Origin of the sequence: Natronogracilivirga saccharolytica, from assembly GCF_017921895.1 — a bacterium.
Lineage (GTDB): Bacteria > Bacteroidota > Rhodothermia > Balneolales > Natronogracilivirgulaceae > Natronogracilivirga > Natronogracilivirga saccharolytica.
In genome coordinates this window covers 252,619-277,357 of the sequence record NZ_JAFIDN010000002.1, presented here as the reverse complement: position 1 = coordinate 277,357, position 24,739 = coordinate 252,619, and the positions used below count along the sequence as shown (strand labels likewise).

The window sequence follows — 24,739 nt, the reverse complement described above, 5'->3', positions numbered from 1 at the left end:
TGGTTTACATTCCAAATGCTCGCTCAGCATGGCATTCCCAGGGTCAGGTACGTGCCTGTCTCAAACCTGCCGGTAGTTTTTGGGCTTATACCGGCACTTATTAAAAATCACGCACTTATTACTGCTTACTGGCCAGTTCAAGCACGCTGTTCATCCTTTTGACAAATTCTCCGGGAGATTCCAGCTCCCCCTGCATGAGGCGGGCGCCGTCATACAGCTGGCGAGCCATAAGCCGCACCGGCTCGCTCTTCCCGGACTGGTTGAGATTGCTCAAATTGCGTATCACCGGATGTGAAGGATTGATTTCCAGTACACGCCTGGACGGACCCGTCTGCTGATCCATCATTTTCATCATTTTTTCGACATGCGAGTCCATACCCTCTTTTCCAACCGTAAGTGTTACCGGAGATTCAACCAGCCTGCGGGATGCCACCACATCCTCAACCTGGTCACCAGCCTCATCTTTGAATATCCTGATCAGCTGCTCAAGGGCATCTCCTGACACCTTTTCCTTCTGATCCGTTTCGTCTTCTTCGATATCCAGGTCAGCTTTTTCAATGGACTTAAGCGGCTTTTCATTGTATGTCCCGATGCCCGGCACAACAAATGCATCCACCGGATCGGCCAGCAGCAGCACTTCGATCCCCTTTTTCCGGAAGTACTCCAGTTTGGGATCCCGCTTCAGCTCATCGAGATTGTCTCCTGACAGATAGTATATCTCTTTTTGTGAGTCCGGCATCCGTTCGGTATAGGATTTGAGTGAAACCATGTCACTCATCGCCGATTTTTCACCGTCCTCGTTTTTTGCGTCTTCTTTTTTATCATCCTGTTTTTTACCACCCTTTTTTGCGGCATCGTCAGCTGTACCGTCAAGCGATTTTGTGCTGTAAAAGTGAAGCAGCTCAATCAGCCGGTCACGATTCGAAAAGTCGGAATTAATTCCGGATTTGAACAGGGGTCCGAACTCATCATAAAATGTGCGGAACTTTTCCGGCTCACTCTCAACCCAGTACTCGATCATTCCAAGAATTTTGCTGACCAGCACGTCCCGGATTTTTGCCATTACGGGGGAGCTTTGCGTTACTTCCCTGGACACGTTAAGAGGCAGGTCTTCACTGTCAACAATACCTTCGGCAAAGCGCAGGTACTCGGGAAGCAGATCCTCGCAGTTTTCCCGGACGAAAACCCGGTTTGAGTAGAGCTGCAGTGAATTCAGATTTTCGGTCCGGAAAAAATCGGGCTTCGCCTTTTTCGGGACGAATACCAGTGCCTTGAAGTTAATCCGGCCTTCCATTGCCAGGTGGAGATGGTCGAGGGGGTCCTCAAAGTCATTCGAAATGAACTTGTAGAACTCCTTCAGCTCCTCTTCGGTAACATCATTTTTGTTTTTATGCCAGAGCGCTCCCTGAGAGTTCACCTCTTCGCCGTTGACCAGAATGCTGTAATCTACAAAGTTGGAGTACTTCCTGATGAGCTGCTTTATGCGCTCCGGACTTGCAAACTCCTTGTGTTCATCTTTCAGCCGGAAGGAGACGCTGGTGCCGCGTTCAGTGCGATCCGTCTCTTCGATTTCATAGGTTCCCTGTCCGTCAGAAACCCATTTCCATGCCTTTTCGTCCGGATTTGCGTGCCGTGTTTCCACGGTGATCTCTTCTGCAACCATGAACGCCGAATAAAATCCGACCCCGAACTGTCCGATCATGTTGCCGTCCAGCTTGTTTTTCTGGTCTTTGAGCTGCCGGATGAACTCCATGGTTCCGGAGCTGGCCACGGTTCCAAGCCTTTCGGTCAGATCTTCAAAAGTCATACCGATGCCGGTATCCTCAATGGCAAACGTCTGTTTTTCTTCATCTACATTGATACGGATCTGAGCCGCAAGTTTGGGCGACTGCACTTTTTCGCCCGTAACCTGTTTGAACCGCACTTTGTTAAGTGCGTCTGAAGAATTGGATATGAGCTCGCGAAGAAATACTTCCGGGTTGGTATAGAGCGAGTTTACAATCAGGTTAAGCAGCTGCTTCATTTCAGCTTTGAACTCAAACTGCTGCTTTGTTTTCTTTGCCATAATACCGTTATCAGATACGTTTCGGGTTTCCGGTTACACGTCTTTCTATAATTATTATCCTGGCGTTTTCAGACGAGAAAAAAAATGATATTACGTTGAAAAAATCAATCCCTCTCACGGATTAGCCGCAGCAGATTCCGGCTTCGCGTGCATGCCGGTGTGCCTGTCAGCCTGCATCCGCATGTACACCCTGATACCTAAAGAATGGCTATCAGCACATTCGTAACAAGAGCCAGAACGAGTGTGATTCCAATAAGTACAAGAACCTGCTTTCTCTGTGTCATGACAACCTCCGGTCATTTTGTTAATGGTTTATCGTCTGATGAACTCCACTTCCCGGGCTCTTCCGGTTGATACAACGAAGCCGGTTATGCCCTGATCATCATCTCTCCGGAACACGAACTCCCATGAACCCGCGCTCCATTTATCCTTTTCATCTTCTGTCATCGCACCCCCGGGAGACAGCCTGCGGTTTAATTTGAGCGATGCATCTTCAACTGTCAGCTTGTAATCAACTTCAAGCTCTTCATTGTGGTATGAGCCGCTGTAGGACTTCAAAAACGCTTCAATGGGTTCTTTCAGCACAATTCTGGTCATCTCCCTGTTCTTTTCCCCCGGATCCGCATCCTCTCTGTTGCAAAGCGTAAGAAACGCATATCCTGATTCCGGAAAACGACGGACATCGGTTTTGAACCCCATGAAATTCCCGGAATGACCTTCTTTGCGCATGCCCTGCCAGGTTGTAACATCCAGACCCAGTGCATATTCAAGAGTATCTCCATCCACTTTTTCCTGACGGATGAGGAGCTGCTTCAAATCAGCAAACTCGGAAGGCAAGTCATTACCCTCCATCCAGAAATACTCCCACTTCTGCCAATCTTTCAAGGTAGAATACAATCCGCCCGGACCTACACCCTGGAAATTGCTGAGATAGGTCTGGCGAAACGGCGGCAGCCTGTTTTCTTCAGAATCAGCATCCTGGTCATTGCCGTCACCGGACCCGGAATTAGTGTCACCTTTTGGAGCGTAACTGATGACACGATCGGGAATAACACGAAGGCGGTCATCGTGGAAATGAGTGGATGTCATCCCCAGCGGTTTCAGCAGATATTCTTCAACAAAGGATGAAAACGATTCCCCGCTGATTTTTTCTATGAGTCCGGCCAGAGCCGTATAGCCGCTGTTGGTGTAGCTGTACGAACTTCCCGGCCGGTTTTTCAATGACTCGGCGCTGTAGAACACCGACATATAGTCATCGACATCCATGACATTACTCAGCGATATCCCCGAAATTTCCATCAGGTCGTAGATATCCGGAAGCCCGGAGGTATGATTGAACAGGTGTTTTACGCGCACATCCTCAGCCCATTCCGGCCAGTCATCAAGATAATCGGATACACGCGCATCGTAATCGAGCTCCCCCCGGACGATCAGCAGTCCGGCAGCTGCCGCTGTTACCTGCTTGGAGACAGAAGCCATATAAAAACGGGATGAGTCACTCAGCGGAATGTCATGATCCAGATTGGCCATGCCAAAGCCTTCTGCAAAGACCGCTCTTCCATCCTTGTATATGGCCGCAGCACACCCCGGCGCATTATCCCTGTCGTATTCGGAGAAGAGATCAAAGATACCGGAGAGCGTTTGTTCGTCAAAATAGCCGGATGCCGTCACCCCGCTGTTTTCTTCGCCGTTCAGCAAGGTGTTACGCTCATCATTGACGTCATTGCTGTTGCCGTTGGCGATGGTTTCACCCGTCTCTGTGGAGCAAGCCGCTACCATGAACGGAATCACGGCCAGCAGCAGAATTCGGGATGTGTGCAAATAGGTCATATTCTTTCAAAAGTGATTTTTCCGGTTCGGGGTGCCTGAATGGTTAATTTTGTGATTTCATCATCGTCATCGCGCTCAAACTGAACGTTCCATCGTTCTGCTCTGAATTCATCGTCATCGTCCCAGATCAGTCTGCGGGACTCCGCCTCTTTTGTCCCGGTGGCAAGCCGCTTCAGGTACAAGTCACCATCCTCAAGGTAGACATCAAACCCGGTATCAAGCGAACCGGACCGGTATGTTCCGGCAAATTCCCTGAAATTTTTATTGAATGCCTCTTTTAAATAAAGATCCGCAATCTGCCGCGCATGTACCGCGGGGTTGATACTGCTCTCGTTGCAAAAAACGATGATGCCAAGCTGATGATCCGGGAAGCGCATGTAGTTTGTACGGAAGCCCATATAGCTGCCACCATGCCCGACCGTCGGAAGCGCCTTGTACTTGCCCAGTCTGAGCCCGGCTGCATAGTTGATGGAATCACGGCGGGAAGTTGACCCCGGTTTGGTCATCTTTTCGGAGAAGTCTTCCAGAAGAGTCCGGTTTTCAACGAAGTTGGCATCCCATTTGGCAAAATCTTCAATTGTGGTAAACAGTCCGCGTGCACCAACCCGGCTCATATTACCGCGGTAGAACTGTCCGTGACCGTCCGGCGTTGGCCGGTAGCTGATCACCCGGTTCGGCACGATCATCTCCGTATCATCATGCCAGTGAGTGCTTTTCATTCCGGTCGGTTCGAAAAAATATTTTTCAGAATAATCCCTCAATGACAATCCCGTCACATTTTTCACAAGAACGGAAATCAGAAAGTACCCGCTGTTGCTGTAAAGATGCCTGCTTCCGGGGTCAAAGTTAAGGCGTTGCTGCCGGCTCAGCAGAACCATGGCATCATCATCTGTGGTGGTATCATCCAGGCCGATATCCGCCAGCGAAAGCAGGTTGTAGATATCCCTCAGCCCTGAGGTATGATGCATGATCTGCCGCGCCGTGACGGGCTTGCCGAAATCGGGCATATCCGGAATATAGGTCCTGAGATCTTCATCGAGATCCAGATTGCCTTGCTGTTCCATCATGAGCAGTGCCGCGGCGGCAAACTGCTTTGAAACCGATGCAATCATGAAACGGGAATCCGGCCTGATCGGAATGCCGTAATCAAGATTTGCCTTGCCGTACCCCTTGGAGAAAATCAGGTCCCCGTGACAAACAACACCTGCAGCACATCCCGGAGAATCCGGCTTGTCGTAAGCCATGAAAATGCTGTCCAGGTCGGTCTCTGAAACGTGGGAATAGTCGGGCCTGGCGGTATCTTCGGCGACCCTCAGCCCCTGCTCTGCGCGCACCAGACCGGGCACCGCAAGTGCGATGGCAGCAAATACCGTCAGGGACTTTTTAATCGTAAATAGATGTTTGTTCATGATGTGATCATCCAGTATGACCAGTTGGGAGCGATCTGTGCCCGGATCAGCATGACCCACGGCGCTTTTATTGTCCCTGTTATTCCTTGCAACATCGTAATATCGGCATTCTCGTCAACATGACAAATACCATACCGACATTTTGATGTGATCTGCCGGATGGTGTTCCCGACGCTTGCAGGCCATGGCATCGCAGGTCAGGGCAGGACAGAACAAGTCCGAACCGCTCCTGTCCGGCCGGGCAGATGGATATCAGATTGAAGCCTGAGAAAGCGACGAATTGCTTACAGTTTCGTATATTCCGGTGAAAAATAAACCAATTTGCACCGGACAGGAAGAACACCCGCATGAGCTCTTCAGGAGCCGCAGACACAAGCTGCAGACATTGACGGCGCACCCTTCCTGACTTTTTCCGGAACAACATCCGCCCCGCAAGCATTATATACCATTAACATGAAGCGCATTGTAAAACACAGAGACCTCGGAGCCCTTTCCTACAATGAAGCCTGGCGCCTCCAGGAATCACTACAGCAGAAACTCATCGATCGGAAAAAACGTGATGCCGGCAACGGGATAAATACTGGTGAGTCACAGGAATCCGCAGAAGAACTGCCTTCGGGATACCTGCTCTTTGTCGAACATCCGCACGTGTATACCATCGGTAAAAGCGGAAAATGGGAGAACCTGCTCTTCACACCTGACATCCTTCAGAAAAAGGGGATTGAAGTTGTAAAAACGGACCGGGGCGGTGACATCACCTATCACGGACCCGGACAACTTGTCGGCTATCCGGTTTTTGACCTGGAACACTTCGGAACGGGAGTAGCCCGGTACATTGAGCTACTTGAAGAGGTGATTATCCGGACGGCCTCGGAATACGGCATTGATGCCGGGAGAGTGCCGTCCCGGACGGGTGTCTGGGTCGGCAACAGCAAACTGTGTGCAATGGGGATCAAGTGTTCCCGTTACGTAAGCATGCACGGATTCGCCCTGAATGTCCGGACAGACCTGGAGTTTTATCATGGCATCATCCCCTGCGGCATCAATGACGGAGGCGTTACCAGCTTTGAAAAAATTCTCGGTAAAGCCCCTTCCATGAACGAGATAAAGGAGCATCTGCTTGGCCGGTTTGAATCGTTGTTTGACTGCAAAATCGATGCAGTTTCAGAATCGGGCTGAACTCCCTATTTTACACATGCTTAATTAATATCGCTTCAATTTTAACAGATTCATTTTTCAGATCATCAGATGATAAAAGAACTCAACGTAATACCTGCCGACTCCCGGAATACCCGTAAGCATCCGGCTGAAGGCAAATCCCGAAAAAAGAGGCCGGAATGGCTCCGCTCACAAATACCCGGCGGAAAGGCCTACAAGGAGATCTCCGACATCATAAAAGATCACTCCCTCAACACGGTTTGTGCCGAAGCGCGCTGTCCCAATATGTCGGAATGCTGGAATGCCGGCACCGCAACCTTTATGATATTAGGGGATGTCTGCACCCGGTCATGCGGATTTTGTGCTGTGAAAACAGGACGTCCGGTACAGGGTCTGGACTGGGATGAGCCCAACAGGGTGGTTGAGGCAGCAAGGCTGATGGATCTGAAACATGTCGTCATCACATCAGTCAACCGTGATGAGCGAAAAGACGGCGGGGCGCCGATATTTGCAGAAACCATTCACCGCCTCAGAGACGAGATACCCGGAGTCACCATCGAGGTACTTATCCCTGATTTCCGCGGTATATGGGATGCGCTCCAGACCGTGCTTGACGCCAAACCAGAAATTCTGAACCACAATCTTGAGAGTGTTCCCCGGCTGTACCGTCGTGTCAGGCCGCAGGCGAAGTACGACCGGTCCCTTGAGTTGCTTCGCATATCCAAAGAAGCAGGCATGCGCACCAAAACCGGCATAATGGTGGGACTTGGTGAATCTCCGGCTGAGGTTTTTGAGCTTATGGATGACATATCCCGCGCCGGTGTCAATATCATGACCATCGGGCAGTACATGCAACCCACAAAAATGCACCTGCCGGTTGAAGAGTACGTCCACCCGGACATGTTTGAAACGTACAAAGAGGTGGGTGAGAGCAAGGGCATTGAGCATGTGGAAAGCGGACCGTTTGTACGGTCATCCTACCATGCTCACAAGCACCTGGAACCTTCTGCTTAGGCTGGAACCAAAAAAAATCCTATTTTAAAAGTTTCTGCAAGTGTTACTTAAGTAATTCGGCAAATTAATTTTACCGCAAAGCGACCCGCTAACATTACCGGGGAGTCTTCATGCTTTCTTTTCTTCTTATCATAGTACTGAGCTATCTGCTGGGTTCCATCCCGACATCCATCTGGGTGGGAAAACTGTTCAAAGGGGTGGATATCCGCGAGCACGGCAGCGGTAATGCCGGGGCTACAAATACATTCCGGATTCTCGGCTGGAAGGCGGGCGTTGCTGTCAGTCTTATCGATGTTGCAAAAGGCTTCACAGCGGCATATTACATCAGTCAGATCGGTTACCTTACCGGCGGTGTGTTGCCGGAGATCGTCATTCTTGGTGTCACCTGGGAGACGGATGTGTTCATGAGACTGATTGCAGGAGCCGCTGCGGTCGGGGGACACATGTATCCTCTCTATGCAAAGTTTCAGGGAGGCAAAGGAGTCATTACGGCAGCGGGCATGCTTTACGGCATCGAACCCATATCGATCACCCTGGCAATTCTTGTCTTTGTTATCGTTTTATTTTCCACACGTTATGTGTCACTGGGTTCCATCCTTGCATGTTTTTCCTACCCGCTTTTTCTGCTCATGCTGCGCTTCTGGTTCGGCTTTGATATTGACGGAAGCCTTATTGTCATCAGCGCCACCGTTGCGGCGAGCATCATCATCAAACACCATTCCAATATCAAAAGATTGATTCAGGGAAACGAAAATCGCATCCGGTCTTTCAAACCTGCAAAAGGCCGGCTTAATCAGGAGCAAACCACGTGATTGTCAGTGTCATCGGAGCCGGAAGCTGGGGTACTGCCTTGTCCATGCTGCTTGCCGGCAAGGGCCACCACGTACGCTTATGGGCCCGCGAACCGGAAATCGTCAACAGCATACAAAAGCATAAAAAGAACAGTGTCTATCTCTCGGATCTCACACTGCCGGAGAATATCACTTCTTCAGGTGAGCTCGGTGAAGTCATCCGCGGTTCCGGTCTAGTGGTATTTGCGACCCCGTCACACACGATCCGGAGCATGGCCGAAAAGGTGAGGCCGCTTCTTGAAGGAAACGAACGCATCGTCTCTGTAGCAAAGGGTATCGAAATGGATACCTTCCTGACGATGAGTCAGGTGCTGACAGAAGTGCTCGACGGAGTCATTGAGGAGGATCACATCGGTGTTCTGTCGGGACCCAGTCATGCCGAAGAGGTGAGCCGCGGGATGCCTACAACGGTTGTTGCCTCTTCGACCTCCAGAAATACCGCGGTATTTATTCAGCAAACCTTTATGACGCCTCAATTCCGGGTTTATATAAACCGTGATATCGTCGGAGTTGAAGTTTCCGGTGCCGTAAAAAACATCCTCGCCATAGCAGCCGGTATTGCCGACGGCGCAGATCTGGGTGACAATGCCAAAGCCGCCCTGATTACACGGGGGCTTACCGAAATCAGGAGACTCGGAATTACTCTCGGAGCATCTCAGGATACCTTTTCCGGACTCACAGGCATCGGTGATCTGATTGTAACCTGCACCAGCCAGCACAGCAGAAACCGTAATGTTGGCTACCGGATCGGAAAGGGTGAAAAACTCGATGATATTATTACATCCATGGATATGGTTGCCGAAGGAGTCAAAACCACCAAATCGGTCTATGAATGGTCCAGAATCCTGAATGTGACCATGCCCATCACAGAAAAGGTGTATCAGGTGCTTTTTGAAGACGTTTCTCCGCAGGATGCCGTATACGAACTGATGACACGCGAACCCAAGGAAGAAGTCATTTTCTGACTTCCCTTTTTTTCAGGTTTTTATAAATTATTTAAGGACCTTTTTCGTTACCTCTTTTAAGAGTTGACGTACGCTTCGTTATTTTGATTCATTTCAGATCTCTAAAATCATGACACAGCAAGCCCACATCCACCACTCCATGAGCTTGCGGGACCTGAAAAATCTGATTCGTTCCGGTGAAGGTCTGATGTTGGAATTCAAGCGCTCCATATCCTCCCCGGAAAAAATTGCCCGCGAAATTGCCGCATTTGCCAATACACACGGCGGACATCTGGTCATTGGTGTAGATGATGACCGCTCAATTTACGGCGTTGAGAGTTACCATGAGCAGGATTTTTATCTCGAACAGGCGGCGCACGAGCTCTGCTCACCGGCACTTACCTATCACATGCAGGTAATTCCCTACTATCAGCGGGAGATACTCCACGTCTACATTGAGGAATCCGACAGGAAGCCCGTAGCTGTCGCAAACGGACAGGGCGATGCCGTATATGTGCGCCTGGATGACCAGAGTGTGCGTGCAAGCGATGAAATGACTGAAATCCTCCGGTCACAATCATCCAATAAAGGGGTGACCTTTCATTACGGGAACAATGAGCAAAAACTGTTCAGGTATCTGAATGAATATCCTGATATTACCGTTGATACATATTCAAACATTGCCGATATCAACAGAAAAAAGGCGTCTCAAATTCTGGTAGACCTGACCAGTCTGGGTGTGCTTAAACTCTTTAAAAAGAATCAGACTGATGTTTTCACACTGGCGCCCTGACGGCATGCCGGCTGAATATCCCATTTCAGGAGCACGCAGGCAGTTCCTGTAACGTTATCCGGTACCTCCGGAAGAAAAATCTGCTTTTCCGGAACGGACGAAAATCAGGAACTTCCATAAAGTGAATATCCTTTATATATTACGACGACATCTAAATAATTGATTTTTAGTACCGGCTCTTGAGAGCCGGATCAAGAATACGTTTTACAAGTATGAGTTACACAGACAATCCCGTCACTACAGACAAACAATCCCCGGTCAGTCTGACACAGCGTGCTGCCCGGCAAGTCCGAAAAATCATTGAAGAGGAGCAGATTCCCGAGAATCATCTTCTGAGGATCGCGGTTGAGGGCGGCGGATGCTCCGGGCTGAGTTATGCACTGGGCTTTGATAATAAAACATCCGATGACGAGCAGTATGTTACCGAAGGTGTGCAGGTCATAATTGACAAGAGGCATTTGCTGTACCTGAGTGGGATCTCCATTGACTTCAGTGATGGTCTGGATGCCCGCGGCTTTGTTTTCAACAATCCAAATGCAACAAGTACCTGTGGCTGCGGCACCTCATTTAGCGCCTGATTCACTCCATGAACAAACTGCTGAAAGAACTCCGGAATAAATCCTTTGCCTTCGAAAACGAACTTATTGCATTAAGGCGTTCACTGCACCGGCATCCCGAAACCGGATGGTCTGAATACGAGACCTCCAAAACACTAAAGAAGTACCTGGCAGAGTCCGGGATGCCTACCCCTGTAACTGTCGCAGGCACCGGTTTTTTTATCGATATCACCGGAGAACATGAAGGCCCGGTCATTGCCTACCGTGCTGATATGGATGCACTTCCCATTCAGGACCGAAAGGAAAAACCATACGCATCCCAAAGGTCCGGGTTCGGACATCTTTGCGGGCACGATGTCCACAGCACTATTGCTGCCGGTGTGGCCCGGCTGCTCTACATGAAACGTGATGAGCTGCAGGGAACGGTGCGGGTGTTCTGGCAACCGGCTGAGGAAATAAGCCCGAGCGGTGCTCCACGTATTTTAAAGGCGGGCATTCTGGATGACATCCAGGCCATATACGGCATCCATTGTGATCCTACAGTGCCCGGCGGGTATTTCAGTGCGCAGCCCGGTGCCGAGACGGGGTCTTTTGATACCTTTGAGATTACCGTCGATGCCGAGTCGACCACGCACTCCGCCAGACCGTATGAAGGCAAAGACACGATCTGGATTGCCCATCAGATTACCCAGCATCTCTATCAGATGATCGGCCGCACCAGCGATGTCCGCAAGCCGGCCGTTCTCTCCATCTGTTCATTTCATGGCGGGGATGCGCTGAATGTCATTCCGCATCACGTTGCTTTCGGGGGAACACTGCGCACCATGAACGAGCAGCTGCGTCAGCAGATCCGGGAGCAAATGCAGGAGATCATACATGGCATCGGCAAACTTAACGGCGTTGAATGCCGGGTCCGGTTCGGAGGAGGCGCCCCATCCGTCATAAACAATTACCAGATGTACCGCTTTATTCGCGGCATTGTCACCGGTGAACTTGGAGACGATAAATTTCTGGACCGGGAACAAAGCATTGGTGCTGAAGACTTTGCTTATTATACGGAACGTTTTCCCGGTCTTTTCATGCGCGTGGGCACGGCAAATTCACCGGACACATCCTACCCGCTGCATCATTCCCGTTTTGACGTTGACGAAAGTGTCATCTCACCAACATCCGCCCTGATGAGCTATACGCTTGTCCGCCATTTGAAAGACCACATATTTAAAAGAAAAGCCAGTGTCAATTCTGCCGCAGCTTCGCTTTATGAGCAATAGCCTCGATCTCCTCTCCTGAGAACTCATACCGTTCGCCGCAGTAGTGGCAAACCAGCTCTTCGGTTTCTGCATTCATTTTGAGCAGATCATCCGGATTGACCAGTGCCAGGGACTTCTGAAACCGTTCCCGCGAGCAACGGCAGAAAAAATCAACCGGATACCTGTCGAGCTCCCTGACCGGCATGCCTTCAGATACGGTCGCCAGTATGCCATCCAGATAGGTACTTTGCAGCTGCTCGCCAATCTGAGGCATATGCCTGATGTTGTTTTCGATGCGCTCTGTCTCTTCCTGCTCCGCACCCGGCATGGCCTGCACAAGCACTCCGCCCGCATGCGCGACATCGCCGTGCTCATCCAGTGCCACATCCAGACTTACGGCCGACGGGACCTGCTCTGACTGCAGCAGGTAATGGGCAAGATCCTCATTCACATTGCCGCGGACAAGATCCACCGTACCGGTGACCGGCCTCGCTTTGTTGTATAGCACTTTCGAAACCGTCATCAGACCGATGCCAATCCCGTCTCCCAGCTTTTCATTATTGGCAAGGTCCAGTGCCGCATCGGGACTTGCAACATATCCCCGCACTTCTCCGTGGCTGGTTGCCTCGGCAGTGACGGATCCGACCGGACCATTACCTTGCAGCTTGATTTGTATTCGCTCTTCACCCTTGAGGTTGGATGCCAGCAGCAGTGCTGCTGTCAGTGTTCGCCCCAGGAGCACCGTCGGCAGCAGTGACAGATTGTGATTATTTCTGGCCGTCCTGACTATTTCCGTTGTTTTAACTACAATGATCCTGTAGTGACCGTTTTCTGATATGGCTTTCAGAAGCCGGTCACGATGCTTGAATTCTTCTTTGTTCATAAAATCTATCTTCTTCCGACAAGCTCACCCATCCGGCCGGTGAAATGACTCCGGGAAGCATAAATGGACTTGACTCTTCCTATTTGTTTCAAACGCATTTCGGCAATGCTGTTTGAGGCGGTGTAGGTAGGAACGTTGTGCGTTTCAGAATATTCCAAAATGCGTGTCATGGTATCATATATTCTGCCGGCCTGTTCGTGTGCCCGTTCTCGGTTGTATCCTTCCAGCTCATTGGAGACATTGATAACGCCGCCGGAATTGATAACATAATCCGGAGCATAAAGCATTCCGCGCTCAATGAGCATCGGCCCGTGGACAGATTCGTCTTCAATCTGATTGTTGGCGCCACCGGCAATTATGTCACACTTGAGCCTCGGTATGGTATTTTCATTCAGGACACCGCCCAGGGCATTGGGACTGAAAATATCGACGTCAACATCATAAATGGAGTCGGTATCTACGGCTATGGCTCCTGTTTCGCGAACGATGCGCTCCACTTTTTCTTCATCGATGTCGGTGATGTAGAGTTTTGCCCCTTCCTTGTGCAGCAGCCTGACCAGGTGCGTGCTGACGTTTCCGGCACCCTGGATGCTGATTTTGCGTCCTTCCAGTGAATCGGATCCGTAAACTTTTTTGGCGCAGGACTTCATCCCCATGTAAACACCCATGGCTGTGACCGGGGATGGGTCGCCGCTTCCGCCCAGGGCCATCGAAATACCCGTCACATATTTGGTCTCCATGCGTATCCACTCCATGTCCTGAAGCGACATGCCCACATCCTCCGCGGTGATATACCGTCCGGCAAGCCCCTCGACATAGCGTCCGAATGCACGGAATATGGCTTCCTTTTTGTCTTTCTTGGGATTCCCGATAATAACCGCCTTGCCGCCGCCAAGATTGAGTCCCGCCACGGCTGATTTGTATGTCATACCGCGTGAAAGATTGAGAACATCTTTCAGCGCTGCTTCCTCACTTTCGTACGGCCACATACGCACGCCGCCAAGAGAGGGTCCGAGAATGGTATTGTGTATAGCAATGATCGCTTTCAGCCCGGAAGAAGGATCGGAGCACATGATCACCTGTTCGTGCTCATTCTTCAGCATGTTGTCAAAAACTGAGAATCCGTGCTTGGGCTGTTTTTCAGTCAGGGTAGGTGCCATAATATTGGGTTCTTTTGGGGTTTAGTGCTCTCAAGAAGCGACGGAAAAGCGCTTCCAGCAAATTAAGAAAGTTCTTTTTTTGGTCCAATGCTATAGGAAATATACTCACAAGGAATGGATCCGTTCAAAACATTAATCTTTTTTCCGTGTTTCAGGGGGACGGACTTCCTGAACTCTTTATCCGGTGTGATAAACCAGGCCTTGTATCCCTTTGCCTTGTAGCGAAGTACGCGGCCGATTTCTTCGTACAGTTTTTTCAGTTCGGATCGGTCGCCGATGTGTTCGCCGTAAGGCGGATTGGAGATGATCACGCCATTGCCTTTCGGAATCCAGAACTTGTCAAAGGGAAGGTTGGACAACCGGATGTTATGTGTCAGTTTTGCATTCCGGATGTTTGCCTTGCAGGCCTCCAGGGCTTTCTTGTCAATGTCATTTCCGTATATCCAGTCCACATCCCTTCGCTCCAGCCGCCTGGCTTCCCTGATGAGCGACTGCCACAGAGTTTCGCGGAAATGGGGCCAGCGCCTGATGCCGAATGTCTCGTTCAGCAATGCCGGAGCACGCTGCTTGGCCTGCATTGCCGCTTCGATGACGAGCGTCCCCGATCCGCACATGGGATCTACAAACGGCGTTTCCGGATCCCATCCGCTGATGGCGATCAGTCCGGCCGCCAGAACTTCATTGATCGCCGCCTTGCCCGTTTTCTTCCGGTAACCACGCTGGTTCATGCTGCGGCCCGATGCATCCAGGGCAATATGTGCCGCTCCGTCTTTTGAGATATGAAGGTTGATGCGGACGTCCGGATCCTTGGGCTCCACACTTGGACGCATGTCATACTCTTCGCGGAACCGGTCTACCACCGCATCCTTGGTTTTCTGTGCAAGAAATACCGTGTGGTTCATCTCCGGATGAAAGGAAACCACGTCGACGGCCAGGGTGTGCTTGAGTGTGAGATAGTTATGCCAGTCAATCGTTTTCACCCACTCATAAAGCTCGGTTTCATTGTTGACCCTGCCCTCCTGCAGCCGCACAAGCACACGAATGGCAATGCGCGAATGGATAAGGATGGAATAAAACGTGCGTTCACCCGCCACGCACGACACGCCTCTCTTCCCGGTATAAATATCCTTTGCCCCGATCGTCTTCAGCTCATCCGCCAGCACGTCCTCGAGTCCCATCAGTGTCTTGACAAAAAGCGGGATTTCAGATTTTAAAAATTGAGACATAAGGGATGTAATACAGTATGCGATGTAACGTCTGGCCGGAAGTCGGGAGCCTGGTGCACGCCGTGAGCCGGATGTCAAATATACGCTTTTTCCGCTCTCTGATGAACCCTGAATTGCGTTTCCTGCTTTTTTAACCGGGACTGTATGCGGTTTGACGTTCCCTGATTTCCGATGTGCAATGACCGGCGCAGCACCATGACATCCACTGAATCACTGTATGTTTAACGGATCCGCAAGAAGCGAGGAACCTGATTCGTTATATTTTCCGACATCAATTTTTTGTAACTTGAGGTTGCAGAATTTTATCCGCTTAAATTACATTTATATCTGAAGAACAGATATTTATACTGCGGATGATGCCGGAAAAGCACGCGCGCAACGCGGCACTATGTGGTTCGCGGGCCTGGCCGCCCGACACCTTTTCATGATAAAAAGAACAAGACACTTACCACTATGTCTTTCCGATGGAACTACATCCAGCCGGAACATGAGGAGGCTATATCCCGACTCCAAAAGGAACTTGGTGTTCCTGAGTCGATCGCGCGCCTGCTCAGCATTCGGGGGATCAAAACGTTTGAAGATGCGCGACAGTTTTTCAGACCTGACTTAGAAAGCCTTCACGATCCGTTCCTTATGAAGGGAATGGAAACGGGGGCTGAACGGCTTGCGGCGGCAATCAGAAACAGCGAAAAAGTCGTTGTTTACGGTGATTATGATGTGGACGGCACCACCGCAACAGCCATTATGCATACCTTCCTGAAAAACTTCGGACTGGATGTGCACTTCTATATTCCGCATCGTTTCAAGGAAGGATACGGCATCGGCCGTGACGGTATTGACTACGCCGAAAGCATCGGCGCCGGACTGATTGTTTCGGTTGACTGCGGCATTACTGCCGTGGAGGAGACCGAATACGCCAGAAGCAAGGGTATTGAGCTCATTATCTGTGACCACCACAATGCCGGCGACAAGATCCCTGATGCTGTGGCTGTTCTCGATCCCAAGCAGCCCGGATGTCCTTATCCCTTCAAGGGGTTGTCCGGAGCCGGTGTCGGTTTCAAACTGATTCAGGCAACTCTGGTCAAGCTGGGGCTGCCCCCGAATGTCGCACATCCCTATCTGGACCTGGTCGCCATATCCATCGCATCGGATATTGTGCCCATTGTCGATGAAAACCGCATTCTGATGCGGGAGGGCCTGGATCGCATAAATAAAAATCCGAGGGCCGGAATAAAAGCCCTTCTTGACCGCATTCAGCTGAGGGGCCCCGAATTAACCACCTCACATATTGTCTTTTCACTCGGGCCCAGGATCAATGCGGCCGGAAGGATGGGGGATGCCGCCGTTGCTGTGGCGCTGCTCATATCCGAAACACCGGAAGAGGCAGGCGAACTGGCCTCTCGTCTTGAGAAAATCAACCTGCAGCGACGCAGTACCGATACCCGCACGATGGATGAAGCGCTCAAGCAAATTGACGGTGACAGCTATGGCGACGCCGGATCATGCCTGGTTCTTCACGATCCGGACTGGCATCTTGGAGTGATCGGCATAGTTGCCTCGCGACTTGTGGATATCTACTGCCGTCCGACCATCATGCTCAGCACTGTTGACGGACAAATAAAGGGGTCGGCAAGAAGCATCAACGGTTTCAATATTTACGATGCGTTGAAAAAATGCGATGACCTGCTTGTTCAGTTTGGCGGTCACAAGTACGCGGCAGGTTTGACGATTGAAGAAGATCAGCTTGAAGAGTTTATAAAGCGGTTTCACGATATCACAGGTGAAATGCTTTCCGAGCAGGATTTCAATCCCGAATTGCTGATTGATACCGAGTTGTCGCTGAATGAAATCACCCAGCGCTTCTGGAAACTGCTCAAGCAATTCGAACCGTTTGGTCCCAACAATCTCAAACCCATTTTTGTCAGCCGCGACGTGAACCTCAATACACGTCCGATGATCGTCGGGCAGGGACATCTCAAAATGCGCATATCACAAAGCGGCGCACCGGCCTTTGAAGCGATTGGCTTCAACATGGAAAAATATGCCGAACCGCTGCGCAATGCGGGCTCAGGGTCCGTTGATATTGCCTATACCATAGAGGAAAACACCTGGAACAATAAAACCAGTCTGCAGCTTCGTCTAAAAGACATACATATTGGAGGCGAACAGGTTCCGGCTGCTGAAAAAAATAATAAACAGGTTTTGTCAAAATAAAAAAGGCCGTATATTTGGGTTCTCCGATGGATGGGAGGGACTGTAGCTCAGTTGGTAGAGCAACGGACTGAAAATCCGTGTGTCGGCGGTTCGATTCCGCCCGGTCCCACAGCTAAAATGCTTTGTATCACAAACTTACAGTGGTGCAAAGCTTTTTTTTTGCATTCTTCTTTCCAGTTTTTCGGTTACAGTTCAATTTGGAGATGGTGTCAGTTTCCCCGAACTTTTTCTATCATTTTTTTTATTTCCCATATCAGATCCCTCGTATTTTTTCTCCCTTGTTTAATGACAACTGCTCCGGCAGCTTCAAACCAGACTTACAATCCTTAAAAAGCCGTCCAACCCCATTTAACCCCCATTTTGACCTTATTTTGACGGGTTATCGGGATACCCACTTCTAAGTATAAGCGTTATGTATAAGTGACCCTGACAGCTCTCCCTGAACTTGAGTAAATTATTTACACCATGAATTGGACTCTGAAATCATTTTTATCTGTTACATTTATTTTATCAGTTGCTTTTACTTATCAAATCGCCAATGCAGAAGTTCAAAGTCAAAGCAATGAGCGACTGAGACTATTTATTGATTGTGAATGGTGTGATTACGATCACATCCGCAGAGAGATTACTTTTGTAAATTATGTTCGCGATCAGGATCAGGCCGATATTCACTTGTTTATAACCGCCGAACCTACCGGGGCCAGAGGCCGTCTTTATGAACTCAGTTTCATCGGACGTCGGGAGTTCAGCGATTTTCATCTTGATTTTGAACACCGGGTAGATCAAAACATGACGGATGATGAAATTCGCGAGAGCCTTAATGAAGCCATCCGCAAGGGCTTGGTCCCTTATATGCTACGGACTCCATATGCCTCACAGTTTTCAGTAGATTATGATGAGGTAGAAGAAGAGATAATCAGGGAAGAGGATGATCCGTGGAATTATTGGGTATTTGAAGTTTACGCAGGGCGGTTTCAATTTCGGGATGAGTCAAAACGTACTGATTTTGATTCGCGTTGGGGTTTTTTTGCCGACCGCGTTACTGAAGAATGGAATTTAAGATTCCGTCCGTATTTCAATTACCACTATACCAGAATCGAACGAGAGGATGAAGATGATTTTATAAACAGGCATCATCGCCATGGTATTAATAGCTATGCGATTAAAAGCTTAACGGAACACTGGTCTGCCGCTCTTTTTGCCGATTACATAACACGGGATGACCGGAATCTGGAGCATCGTTTCCGTATTACTCCGGGAATTGAGTACAGCCTGTTTCCTTATCAAGAAGCAACACGTCGTGCTGTTAAGGTTAATTATCGGTTCGGCTATACCCATGCCAACTATTATGAGCGTACGATTTTTGACAAAACAACCGAGAATCTTTTTTTACATGAGCTGCAGCTGCGGGCAGAATATCAACAGCCATGGGGCAGTATAAATGCCGGTATAACAGGCTCACATTATTTTCACGATTTTGATCTCAGGAAAATTCAAACTTTTGGGCAGCTTTCGGTTCGGCTGGCTAAAGGTCTCTCCCTTTCCCTGCAGCTTGATTATGATCTTGTTCAGGATCAGGTCTCGCTTCCGATAGGAGATGCGGCTTTAGAAGATGTACTTTTGGATCAGCGCGAATTGGCCACTGATTATTCCTTCAGAGGCCTTATTGCTTTGTCATATACCTTCGGATCGGATTTTGCCAATATCGTTAACACCAGATTTTAAACTGACTCGAATTTTAAAATGTGATATTTATGGTCAGGATTTGTCTAGTAATTTTGTGCACTTTGCTGGTTAGCTCTCCGCTATACGCCCGGACGGACGCCTGGATGAAATCTGAAAGCCGGTTTAGATCTTCTTTTTCCTACGGCATTACCACCCAGGGTCCGGGTTCTGCCACAGGGATTTCCTACGAATTCAACCGGCACATACTATCGGCACGCATTGCTTCTACCGATCCGCTGTGGGGAGATGACGTCTGGGATATCGCTGTTATGTACGGAAGGGCCGCAATGATCGGCCCGTTTTACGCCAACACCGGTGTCGGAGCCTCAATCGTGGGTGGGAATCAATATCCAAGGCTTATCGGTGGTGATCCGGAAGGCAAAATGGACCGGATCCTGGGTTTCCCGCTGGAGGGCAACGTATCCTGGTTAGTTACCGATTACACTGCGCTCGGGTTGTACAGCTTTATAAATGTTAACACGAATCAGCCTTTCGGCGGGCTGGCGTTAAGTTTACAGATAGGTAGGCTCCGGTAACTTCGGAATAGTCGATAATAAAAGGAAGGAACAGGGCGCTGCCATCCAGCCGAACTCTGTATCCTGGAAATAGCATCAAGGTGGTAGTCATTTATTTGAGCAATATGACCGATCCGAGCCCACTGTTTGATCTAAAACTATTTATTTTTGGCCGAAATGTATGCGCTTCATTATGTGGCAGAATTTTTCAAATCGATGAACACAGAATATCATTGAAATGAGTCACAAGGAAAATACCTCGCTTAATCACCGGATATGATGACGCCGGCAAATTGCTCGCTGATCCCGAAATAAATGCCGTGTATATCGCCACACCTCCTCATGTCCATGCGGAACTGACCCGCAAGGCCGCTGAAGCCGGGAAACCGGTCTATGTCGAAAAACCCGTGGCACGATCTTATCGTGAATGCCTGGAAATGATCGAAACGTGTGAACAGGCGGGTGTGCCGCTCTTTGTTGCTTATTACCGGCGAATGCTGCCGGATTATCGTAAAATCATCGAGCTTGTGGATGACGGTGTGATCGGCGAAGTCCGCTCGGTGGAAATCCGTATGAACAAGCCGGCACCTTCGGAGCGGCAATGAAATCCAAACAGAAAACAAAGGCGAAAACTCATTCAATACGGTGCGCTTTCATTTCGATATGCCCGAGCACATCCAGCAACCGCTGATAAAAACAATTTTTAATGAATTGCTGGAGTATTACGACAGCCGGCAGGAAGCCCGGATGCACGATGAAAACGATCCGTCAAAAAGGCGGACATCAGGAAATGATACCTCCACCCGATTTCCCAGCACCGGAATAACGGCTGCTCGAACCAACCGGGTGATGGAAGCGCTGGTAAAGCATTCGTAAGGGAAAGATCAGGGTTGTACTGAGGTGTTTGCTCGTTGCAATAATTGATAAGTCAGGCAATAATATGGTTGAGTAATAAACTACTACTTCATCCGAAACCATTGATAATGTATTTCTAAATAGCCAGCTTTAACATTCAATCTATTCGCTGATATTATTGATAAAATTCAAAAGCTTATTTTCAATATTGTGAATAGTTCGTTCATGTTCAATGTTTTGACGCCCTGTGGGGCACAGGCATCCGGTAAGGGAATTTTATTTTTTCGATTCGGATTACTCACCTCCTGTGTAACCAATTTGCGATGCATTGCTGAGCAATAAGCAACCAGCCAGGCATCGGCTCTTTTGAATTCCAGAAATTCGTCAATGGCTTTTCTTTGGTAGTGATGAGATCGGGATTCTGCCCATGCAGCTACTGTTTGATACTCCGTCAAAACCCTGCTGTCTGTCGTACTTTTAAAAAATGATTCCGGAATGTGCTGTTTCACTTAAAAAGTCAAATTATCTTCATTTTCAAATATTTCATCCCTTACTTTATCAATACTGATGATTTTTCCTTCTTGTATCAGATGTTTTACCTGATCCCAGAAGCTACTAACAATATCCAATGGAAAACGCTCCCGTCAGGATTCAATAAAAAAATTGCTGTCCACAACGTAAGGTTCCATTAGTCCTGGAGTTCAAGAACAGCTTTATCATACGTTTTGCCTTTCAACCCGGTTAATTGAAAAGCTTCTCTGTGAAGCAATCTGTTTTCTTTTACGGCTTGATGAACTGTATAGAAAAACCGGCTATTCAGGCGATTTCTCAATGTGGCATAAAAATTCCCCCCGTCGCCCTGTCTTTCTTTTCTTTTTCTCAGCTTGCGTTGGTATTGTTCATAAAAGTCAAAAAATTCCGTCTTGGTGATTTTTTGAGATCCAAAGCCCTGCGGGCAATAACAAGCTGACTTACTTTAAACTGTCTGGCAAGCTGATCAAAGCCGGTGTGCTCCTTCCATAATTCGTCAATCGCCTCTTCCGGAACCAGAAATTCAGCGGCCACCTGATCGCAGAACTGCTCGACCGGATCCTGGCTTGGTTGCAGCTGTCGAAAATCGAAACCGGCACTTTCACCGATCCAAATATGGGCCAGTTTGAAGACCCTCGAGATGATCGTTTCCACCGAGCCACATCCTCTGGTTTGGCGGGTACGGTGACGAACCGTGGCGAATGTCGATTCGATCGGGTTGGTCGTTCTCAAATGCTGCCAGTGTTCGGCCGGAAAATCATAAAAGGCGAACAATGCCTCTTTATCTTTGACCAAGCACTCAACAGCCCTTGGATATTTGGCCCCATATAGGCTGACAAAATCTTCAAATACCTGCAAAGCATCGGCTTTGGTATCCGACAGGTACATTTCATGGATCATCTTTTTGACCTGAGGCTGAATTTTCTTGGGCACCTTGTCGAGTATATTGGCCGTCTTATGCACCCAGCAGCGCTACTGGGCAATGCCAGGGTATACCTTACACTTAACCGCAATGATGCAGCCGAAAGAGCAAGTATGACAAGCCACAGGGAGCACTGGATTCGCTTTTTTTTTAAACGGATTGGAGTATCACGCTATCACATCCATCCGGGACCGGCCATCTCACCTGCCTTGAGCCGCTCCCGAAGCCGTTGGCGCCGCTTCGGTTTCTGATGCTTCTCTGAGCGACTCCAGATATTCATCAATGGCTCTTGAGGCATTTTTGCCGTCGGCTACAGCCTGAATGACTGTGGCGCCACCGCGTGTGATATCACCTCCGGCGTAAATTCCGGGCCGGCTCGTAGCACCCTTTTCATCCGCCTTGATGGTACCCCAGTCGGTGGTTTCAAGGCCGGGCGTGGTATGCTGGATGATCGGGTTGGGCGTTTGTCCGATCGCAACGACCACCGTGTCGGTTTCAATGATGAAATTGGATCCTTCAACGGGAACCGGCCGGCGCCGTCCGCGCTCATCCGGCTCGCCAAGCTCCATCCGCTGACACTCTATCGCCTTCACCCAGCCGTTTTCGTCGCCGTGGATGGCAACCGGACTGGTAAGAAAATGGAATTCGATGCCTTCTTCTTCGGCATGATGCACTTCCTCGATGCGCGCAGGCATCTCTTCGCGGGACCGGCGGTAGAGCAGGGTCGTCTGCTCGGGACCGATTCGTTTGGAGGTACGCACGGCGTCCATGGCCACATCGCCGCCGCCCAGCACCACCACCTTGTTGCCGATTTTCAGCGGTGTGTCATACTCCGGGAACTTGTAGGCTTTCATCAGATTGACCCGGGTCAGCAGTTCGCTGGCAGAGTAGACACCGCTCAGGTTTTCACCCGGGATATTCAGAAATCTGGGTGAACCGGCGCCTGTTCCGATATAGACCGCGCTGTATCCCATTTCATCGAAAAGTTCGTCAATGGTCAGCGTGCGGCCGATGATCACATTGGTTTCGACCTTGACGCCCAGCGCTTTAACCCGGTCCACCTCTTCATCCACAATCTTTTTGGGCAGACGAAATTCGGGGATGCCGTATTTCAGCACGCCGCCGGCCTCATGCAACGCTTCAAAAATGGTGACATCGTATCCCATCTGGGCAAGTTCCGCGGCAACGGTAAGTCCGCCCGGACCGGATCCGACCACAGCGACGCTCTGTCCTTTGGGATCCGCAACCGGAGGCGGAGTAAAGGTCCCCTGCTCGGCCTCATAATCGGCCAGAAACCGCTCCATCTTCCCGATGGCCAGCGGCTCGCGTTTTTTCCCCACAATGCATACGCTTTCACAGAGCGTCTCCTGCGGACACACCCTGCCGCAAATCGCCGGCAGATAGTTGGATTCGCGGATCTTGCGAATGGCGCCATCGTAATCGCCCTGATACATCAGCTGGATGAAGGAGGGAATATCGATATTCACCGGGCAGGACTGCATGCAGACCGGATCGTTGCACTCCAGGCACCGTTCGGTTTCTGCCAGAGCCTTGCGCACATCAAACCCGTTGGATACTTCACAAAAATTGGTGATCCGCCCGGCCGGATCCTGTTCGTTCGGCTGATTTCGCGGAATCTGCATCCGCTCCCTGGGCTTCAGCGAAATAATTTTCGGCCGTTTTTCCACTCCGGATTTTTTGTTTTTTCCGCTTTTTTCCCTGCTCCCGGCGGGGTCCTTTTCAGAGCGTTTCGTGTTTGCTGTGGCTTTCATGTGTAAAAATATTCGGATTTATGTCGTCACGTCTAATGCTGTAACAAATTGCATTTATGCTCCCGGATGCCGGGCTGATGCTCTGTCATGGTGAAAGTCACCTGAAGTAATAATGTTATGTCTGGAGGCTTTTGCATGTTTCCAGAGCCTTTTTCTCGAGATCCGCATAGGTCCGGTTTCTCGCGATCAGCTCATCGAAATTGATTTGATGCGCGTCGAATTCGGGACCGTCGACGCAGGCAAATTTGAGTTGATCGCCGACCGTTACCCGGCAGGCTCCGCACATTCCGGTACCATCCATCATGATGGGATTGAGACTTACCCAGGTCCGGATGCCCGTATCCCGGGTGACATCGGACACCGCGCGCATCATGGGCATGGGTCCCATTGCATAGACAGCGCCGCTGCCGGCAGACAGTGTCCCCGGCCGCTCCAGGATCTCCTTCAGCGCATCGGTCACAAATCCCTTTCGCCCGGCAGATCCGTCATCGGTCGTTATCATCAATTCACGGGATACCGCCTTCATTTCCTCTTCCAGTATGACAAGCTCCGCGTTTCTCGCCCCGATGATGCTGATGACATCATTGCCGGCCTCACTCAGGGCTTTTGCGATGGGATAAACGACCGCCGTCCCGACACCACCACCAATGCATACGACAGTGCCGTGATTTTCAACCGGTGTAGGTTCGCCAAGCGGACCCGCGACATCGATCAGCTCGTCTCCTGCTTTCATGCTGTTTATCAGCATCGTCGTTTTGCCGATCGACTGCACAATCAGCGTAATGGTGCCCTTATCCGGATCGGAATCGACGATGGTAAGCGGTATGCGCTCGCCGGTGAGGGCAGCACGCAATATTACAAAATTGCCCGGCTCCCGCTTCCTGGCAATCAGGGGCGCTTTCACAATTAACTTGTTGATAGCAGGAGCAAGCTCCTGACTGGAAATAATGGGATACAAAATAATTACTCCATTTGGTAAATATGCAGGCGCGGTAAAATATAATATCACTGAGCAACTATATACCTGCCGGCAAATGAGAACAAAAAATAATATAAGTCCTTAAT

21 protein-coding genes, 1 tRNA gene and 2 pseudogenes are annotated in these 24,739 nt (G+C 49.8%); 13 read left to right on the top strand and 11 right to left on the bottom strand.

The window, feature by feature from the left end:
- Window positions 1-118: 118 nt before the first annotated feature.
- The 3 genes from htpG to NATSA_RS03485 form a co-directional block, all read right to left on the bottom strand.
- Complete coding sequence (htpG, locus tag NATSA_RS03495; protein WP_210510440.1) at window positions 119-2,065, bottom strand: molecular chaperone HtpG; 1,947 nt, start codon at window positions 2,063-2,065, stop codon at window positions 119-121.
- A 312-nt stretch (window positions 2,066-2,377) separates the two neighbouring features.
- Entirely contained in the window at window positions 2,378-3,895 is a 1,518-nt protein-coding gene (locus tag NATSA_RS03490; RefSeq protein ID WP_210510439.1) for a serine hydrolase domain-containing protein, read from the bottom strand.
- Entirely contained in the window at window positions 3,892-5,304 is a 1,413-nt protein-coding gene (locus tag NATSA_RS03485; RefSeq protein WP_210510437.1) for a serine hydrolase, read from the bottom strand. Before NATSA_RS03485 ends, NATSA_RS03490 begins: the two co-directional genes overlap by 4 nt.
- Before the next feature lie 453 nt (window positions 5,305-5,757).
- Between NATSA_RS03485 and lipB the strand changes: the two genes are divergently transcribed.
- From lipB to NATSA_RS03450, 7 genes are all read left to right on the top strand, one after another.
- A complete protein-coding gene (lipB, locus tag NATSA_RS03480; protein WP_210510436.1) occupies window positions 5,758-6,483 on the top strand; it encodes a lipoyl(octanoyl) transferase LipB in 726 nt (241 codons plus the stop codon).
- Window positions 6,484-6,552: 69 nt separating this feature from the next.
- Window positions 6,553-7,476 carry a lipoyl synthase gene (gene lipA, locus NATSA_RS03475; RefSeq protein ID WP_210510435.1) on the top strand — a complete coding sequence of 308 codons (924 nt, stop codon included), beginning with the start codon at window positions 6,553-6,555 and terminating at the stop codon, window positions 7,474-7,476.
- 110 nt (window positions 7,477-7,586) lie between these two features.
- On the top strand, window positions 7,587-8,288 hold the full coding sequence (gene plsY / locus NATSA_RS03470; RefSeq protein ID WP_210510434.1) for a glycerol-3-phosphate 1-O-acyltransferase PlsY: 702 nt from the start codon (window positions 7,587-7,589) through the stop codon (window positions 8,286-8,288).
- On the top strand, window positions 8,285-9,292 hold the full coding sequence (locus NATSA_RS03465) for an NAD(P)H-dependent glycerol-3-phosphate dehydrogenase (protein ID WP_336244675.1): 1,008 nt from the start codon (window positions 8,285-8,287) through the stop codon (window positions 9,290-9,292). Before plsY ends, NATSA_RS03465 begins: the two co-directional genes overlap by 4 nt.
- A 109-nt stretch (window positions 9,293-9,401) precedes the next feature.
- Window positions 9,402-10,064, top strand: coding sequence for an AlbA family DNA-binding domain-containing protein (locus NATSA_RS03460; RefSeq protein ID WP_210510433.1), 663 nt, complete (start codon window positions 9,402-9,404; stop codon window positions 10,062-10,064).
- Between the two features lie 212 nt (window positions 10,065-10,276).
- Window positions 10,277-10,642 (top strand): HesB/IscA family protein, encoded by a 366-nt coding sequence (locus NATSA_RS03455; RefSeq protein WP_210510432.1) that lies wholly within the window; start codon window positions 10,277-10,279, stop codon window positions 10,640-10,642.
- Window positions 10,643-10,650: 8 nt separating this feature from the next.
- The gene (locus tag NATSA_RS03450; RefSeq protein WP_210510431.1) at window positions 10,651-11,892 is read left to right on the top strand and encodes a M20 metallopeptidase family protein; all 1,242 of its coding nucleotides are present in this window, start codon (window positions 10,651-10,653) and stop codon (window positions 11,890-11,892) included.
- Here the strand turns inward: NATSA_RS03450 and hslO are convergent.
- From hslO to NATSA_RS03435, 3 genes are all read right to left on the bottom strand, one after another.
- The gene (hslO, locus tag NATSA_RS03445; RefSeq protein WP_210510430.1) at window positions 11,858-12,754 is read right to left on the bottom strand and encodes an Hsp33 family molecular chaperone HslO; all 897 of its coding nucleotides are present in this window, start codon (window positions 12,752-12,754) and stop codon (window positions 11,858-11,860) included. The genes NATSA_RS03450 and hslO overlap by 35 nt on opposite strands.
- Before the next feature lie 5 nt (window positions 12,755-12,759).
- Entirely contained in the window at window positions 12,760-13,914 is a 1,155-nt protein-coding gene (locus tag NATSA_RS03440; protein WP_210510428.1) for a Glu/Leu/Phe/Val dehydrogenase dimerization domain-containing protein, read from the bottom strand.
- 62 nt (window positions 13,915-13,976) lie between these two features.
- Complete coding sequence (locus NATSA_RS03435) at window positions 13,977-15,140, bottom strand: THUMP domain-containing class I SAM-dependent RNA methyltransferase (RefSeq protein WP_210510426.1); 1,164 nt, start codon at window positions 15,138-15,140, stop codon at window positions 13,977-13,979.
- 453 nt (window positions 15,141-15,593) lie between these two features.
- Between NATSA_RS03435 and recJ the strand changes: the two genes are divergently transcribed.
- The 6 genes from recJ to NATSA_RS03405 all read left to right on the top strand — a co-directional run bounded on the left by recJ (window position 15,594) and on the right by NATSA_RS03405 (window position 20,470).
- Window positions 15,594-17,354: a single-stranded-DNA-specific exonuclease RecJ gene (gene recJ / locus NATSA_RS03430; protein ID WP_210510424.1), complete on the top strand. Its 1,761-nt coding sequence runs from the start codon at window positions 15,594-15,596 to the stop codon at window positions 17,352-17,354.
- 36 nt (window positions 17,355-17,390) lie between these two features.
- Window positions 17,391-17,463: transfer RNA gene (locus NATSA_RS03425), tRNA-Phe, on the top strand.
- 680 nt (window positions 17,464-18,143) lie between these two features.
- On the top strand, window positions 18,144-19,079 hold the full coding sequence (locus tag NATSA_RS03420; RefSeq protein ID WP_210510423.1) for a hypothetical protein: 936 nt from the start codon (window positions 18,144-18,146) through the stop codon (window positions 19,077-19,079).
- A 104-nt stretch (window positions 19,080-19,183) separates the two neighbouring features.
- The gene (locus tag NATSA_RS03415) at window positions 19,184-19,615 is read left to right on the top strand and encodes a peroxiredoxin (protein WP_210510421.1); all 432 of its coding nucleotides are present in this window, start codon (window positions 19,184-19,186) and stop codon (window positions 19,613-19,615) included.
- A 233-nt stretch (window positions 19,616-19,848) separates the two neighbouring features.
- A complete protein-coding gene (locus NATSA_RS03410) occupies window positions 19,849-20,199 on the top strand; it encodes a Gfo/Idh/MocA family protein (RefSeq protein ID WP_336244679.1) in 351 nt (116 codons plus the stop codon).
- A 40-nt stretch (window positions 20,200-20,239) separates the two neighbouring features.
- On the top strand, window positions 20,240-20,470 hold the full coding sequence (locus NATSA_RS03405; RefSeq protein ID WP_210510417.1) for a hypothetical protein: 231 nt from the start codon (window positions 20,240-20,242) through the stop codon (window positions 20,468-20,470).
- A 167-nt stretch (window positions 20,471-20,637) separates the two neighbouring features.
- Here the strand turns inward: NATSA_RS03405 and NATSA_RS03400 are convergent.
- From NATSA_RS03400 to NATSA_RS03380, 5 genes and pseudogenes are all read right to left on the bottom strand, one after another.
- A pseudogene (locus NATSA_RS03400) lies at window positions 20,638-21,081 on the bottom strand (DUF4411 family protein); the annotation flags it as partial.
- Window positions 21,082-21,328: 247 nt separating this feature from the next.
- On the bottom strand, window positions 21,329-21,595 hold the full coding sequence (locus NATSA_RS15425; protein WP_336244678.1) for an ImmA/IrrE family metallo-endopeptidase: 267 nt from the start codon (window positions 21,593-21,595) through the stop codon (window positions 21,329-21,331).
- Window positions 21,596-21,598: 3 nt separating this feature from the next.
- Window positions 21,599-21,952, bottom strand: a pseudogene (locus NATSA_RS15420) (transposase); the annotation flags it as partial.
- 150 nt (window positions 21,953-22,102) lie between these two features.
- Window positions 22,103-23,545, bottom strand: coding sequence for an NADPH-dependent glutamate synthase (gltA, locus tag NATSA_RS03385; protein ID WP_419539832.1), 1,443 nt, complete (start codon window positions 23,543-23,545; stop codon window positions 22,103-22,105).
- Window positions 23,546-23,789: 244 nt separating this feature from the next.
- Window positions 23,790-24,632, bottom strand: coding sequence for a sulfide/dihydroorotate dehydrogenase-like FAD/NAD-binding protein (locus NATSA_RS03380; protein ID WP_210510407.1), 843 nt, complete (start codon window positions 24,630-24,632; stop codon window positions 23,790-23,792).
- Window positions 24,633-24,739: the final 107 nt, after the last annotated feature.

Coding starts and splice junctions, on each gene's coding strand:
- htpG (WP_210510440.1), bottom strand. CDS start 2,065: ATGGCAAAGAAAACAAAGCAGCAGTTTGAGTTCAAAGCTGAAATGAAG.
- NATSA_RS03490 (WP_210510439.1), bottom strand. CDS start 3,895: ATGACCTATTTGCACACATCCCGAATTCTGCTGCTGGCCGTGATTCCG.
- NATSA_RS03485 (WP_210510437.1), bottom strand. CDS start 5,304: ATGAACAAACATCTATTTACGATTAAAAAGTCCCTGACGGTATTTGCT.
- lipB (WP_210510436.1), top strand. CDS start 5,758: ATGAAGCGCATTGTAAAACACAGAGACCTCGGAGCCCTTTCCTACAAT.
- lipA (WP_210510435.1), top strand. CDS start 6,553: ATGATAAAAGAACTCAACGTAATACCTGCCGACTCCCGGAATACCCGT.
- plsY (WP_210510434.1), top strand. CDS start 7,587: ATGCTTTCTTTTCTTCTTATCATAGTACTGAGCTATCTGCTGGGTTCC.
- NATSA_RS03460 (WP_210510433.1), top strand. CDS start 9,402: ATGACACAGCAAGCCCACATCCACCACTCCATGAGCTTGCGGGACCTG.
- NATSA_RS03455 (WP_210510432.1), top strand. CDS start 10,277: ATGAGTTACACAGACAATCCCGTCACTACAGACAAACAATCCCCGGTC.
- NATSA_RS03450 (WP_210510431.1), top strand. CDS start 10,651: ATGAACAAACTGCTGAAAGAACTCCGGAATAAATCCTTTGCCTTCGAA.
- hslO (WP_210510430.1), bottom strand. CDS start 12,754: ATGAACAAAGAAGAATTCAAGCATCGTGACCGGCTTCTGAAAGCCATA.
- NATSA_RS03440 (WP_210510428.1), bottom strand. CDS start 13,914: ATGGCACCTACCCTGACTGAAAAACAGCCCAAGCACGGATTCTCAGTT.
- NATSA_RS03435 (WP_210510426.1), bottom strand. CDS start 15,140: ATGTCTCAATTTTTAAAATCTGAAATCCCGCTTTTTGTCAAGACACTG.
- recJ (WP_210510424.1), top strand. CDS start 15,594: ATGTCTTTCCGATGGAACTACATCCAGCCGGAACATGAGGAGGCTATA.
- NATSA_RS03420 (WP_210510423.1), top strand. CDS start 18,144: ATGACGGATGATGAAATTCGCGAGAGCCTTAATGAAGCCATCCGCAAG.
- NATSA_RS03415 (WP_210510421.1), top strand. CDS start 19,184: ATGAAATCTGAAAGCCGGTTTAGATCTTCTTTTTCCTACGGCATTACC.
- gltA (WP_419539832.1), bottom strand. CDS start 23,545: ATGCAGATTCCGCGAAATCAGCCGAACGAACAGGATCCGGCCGGGCGG.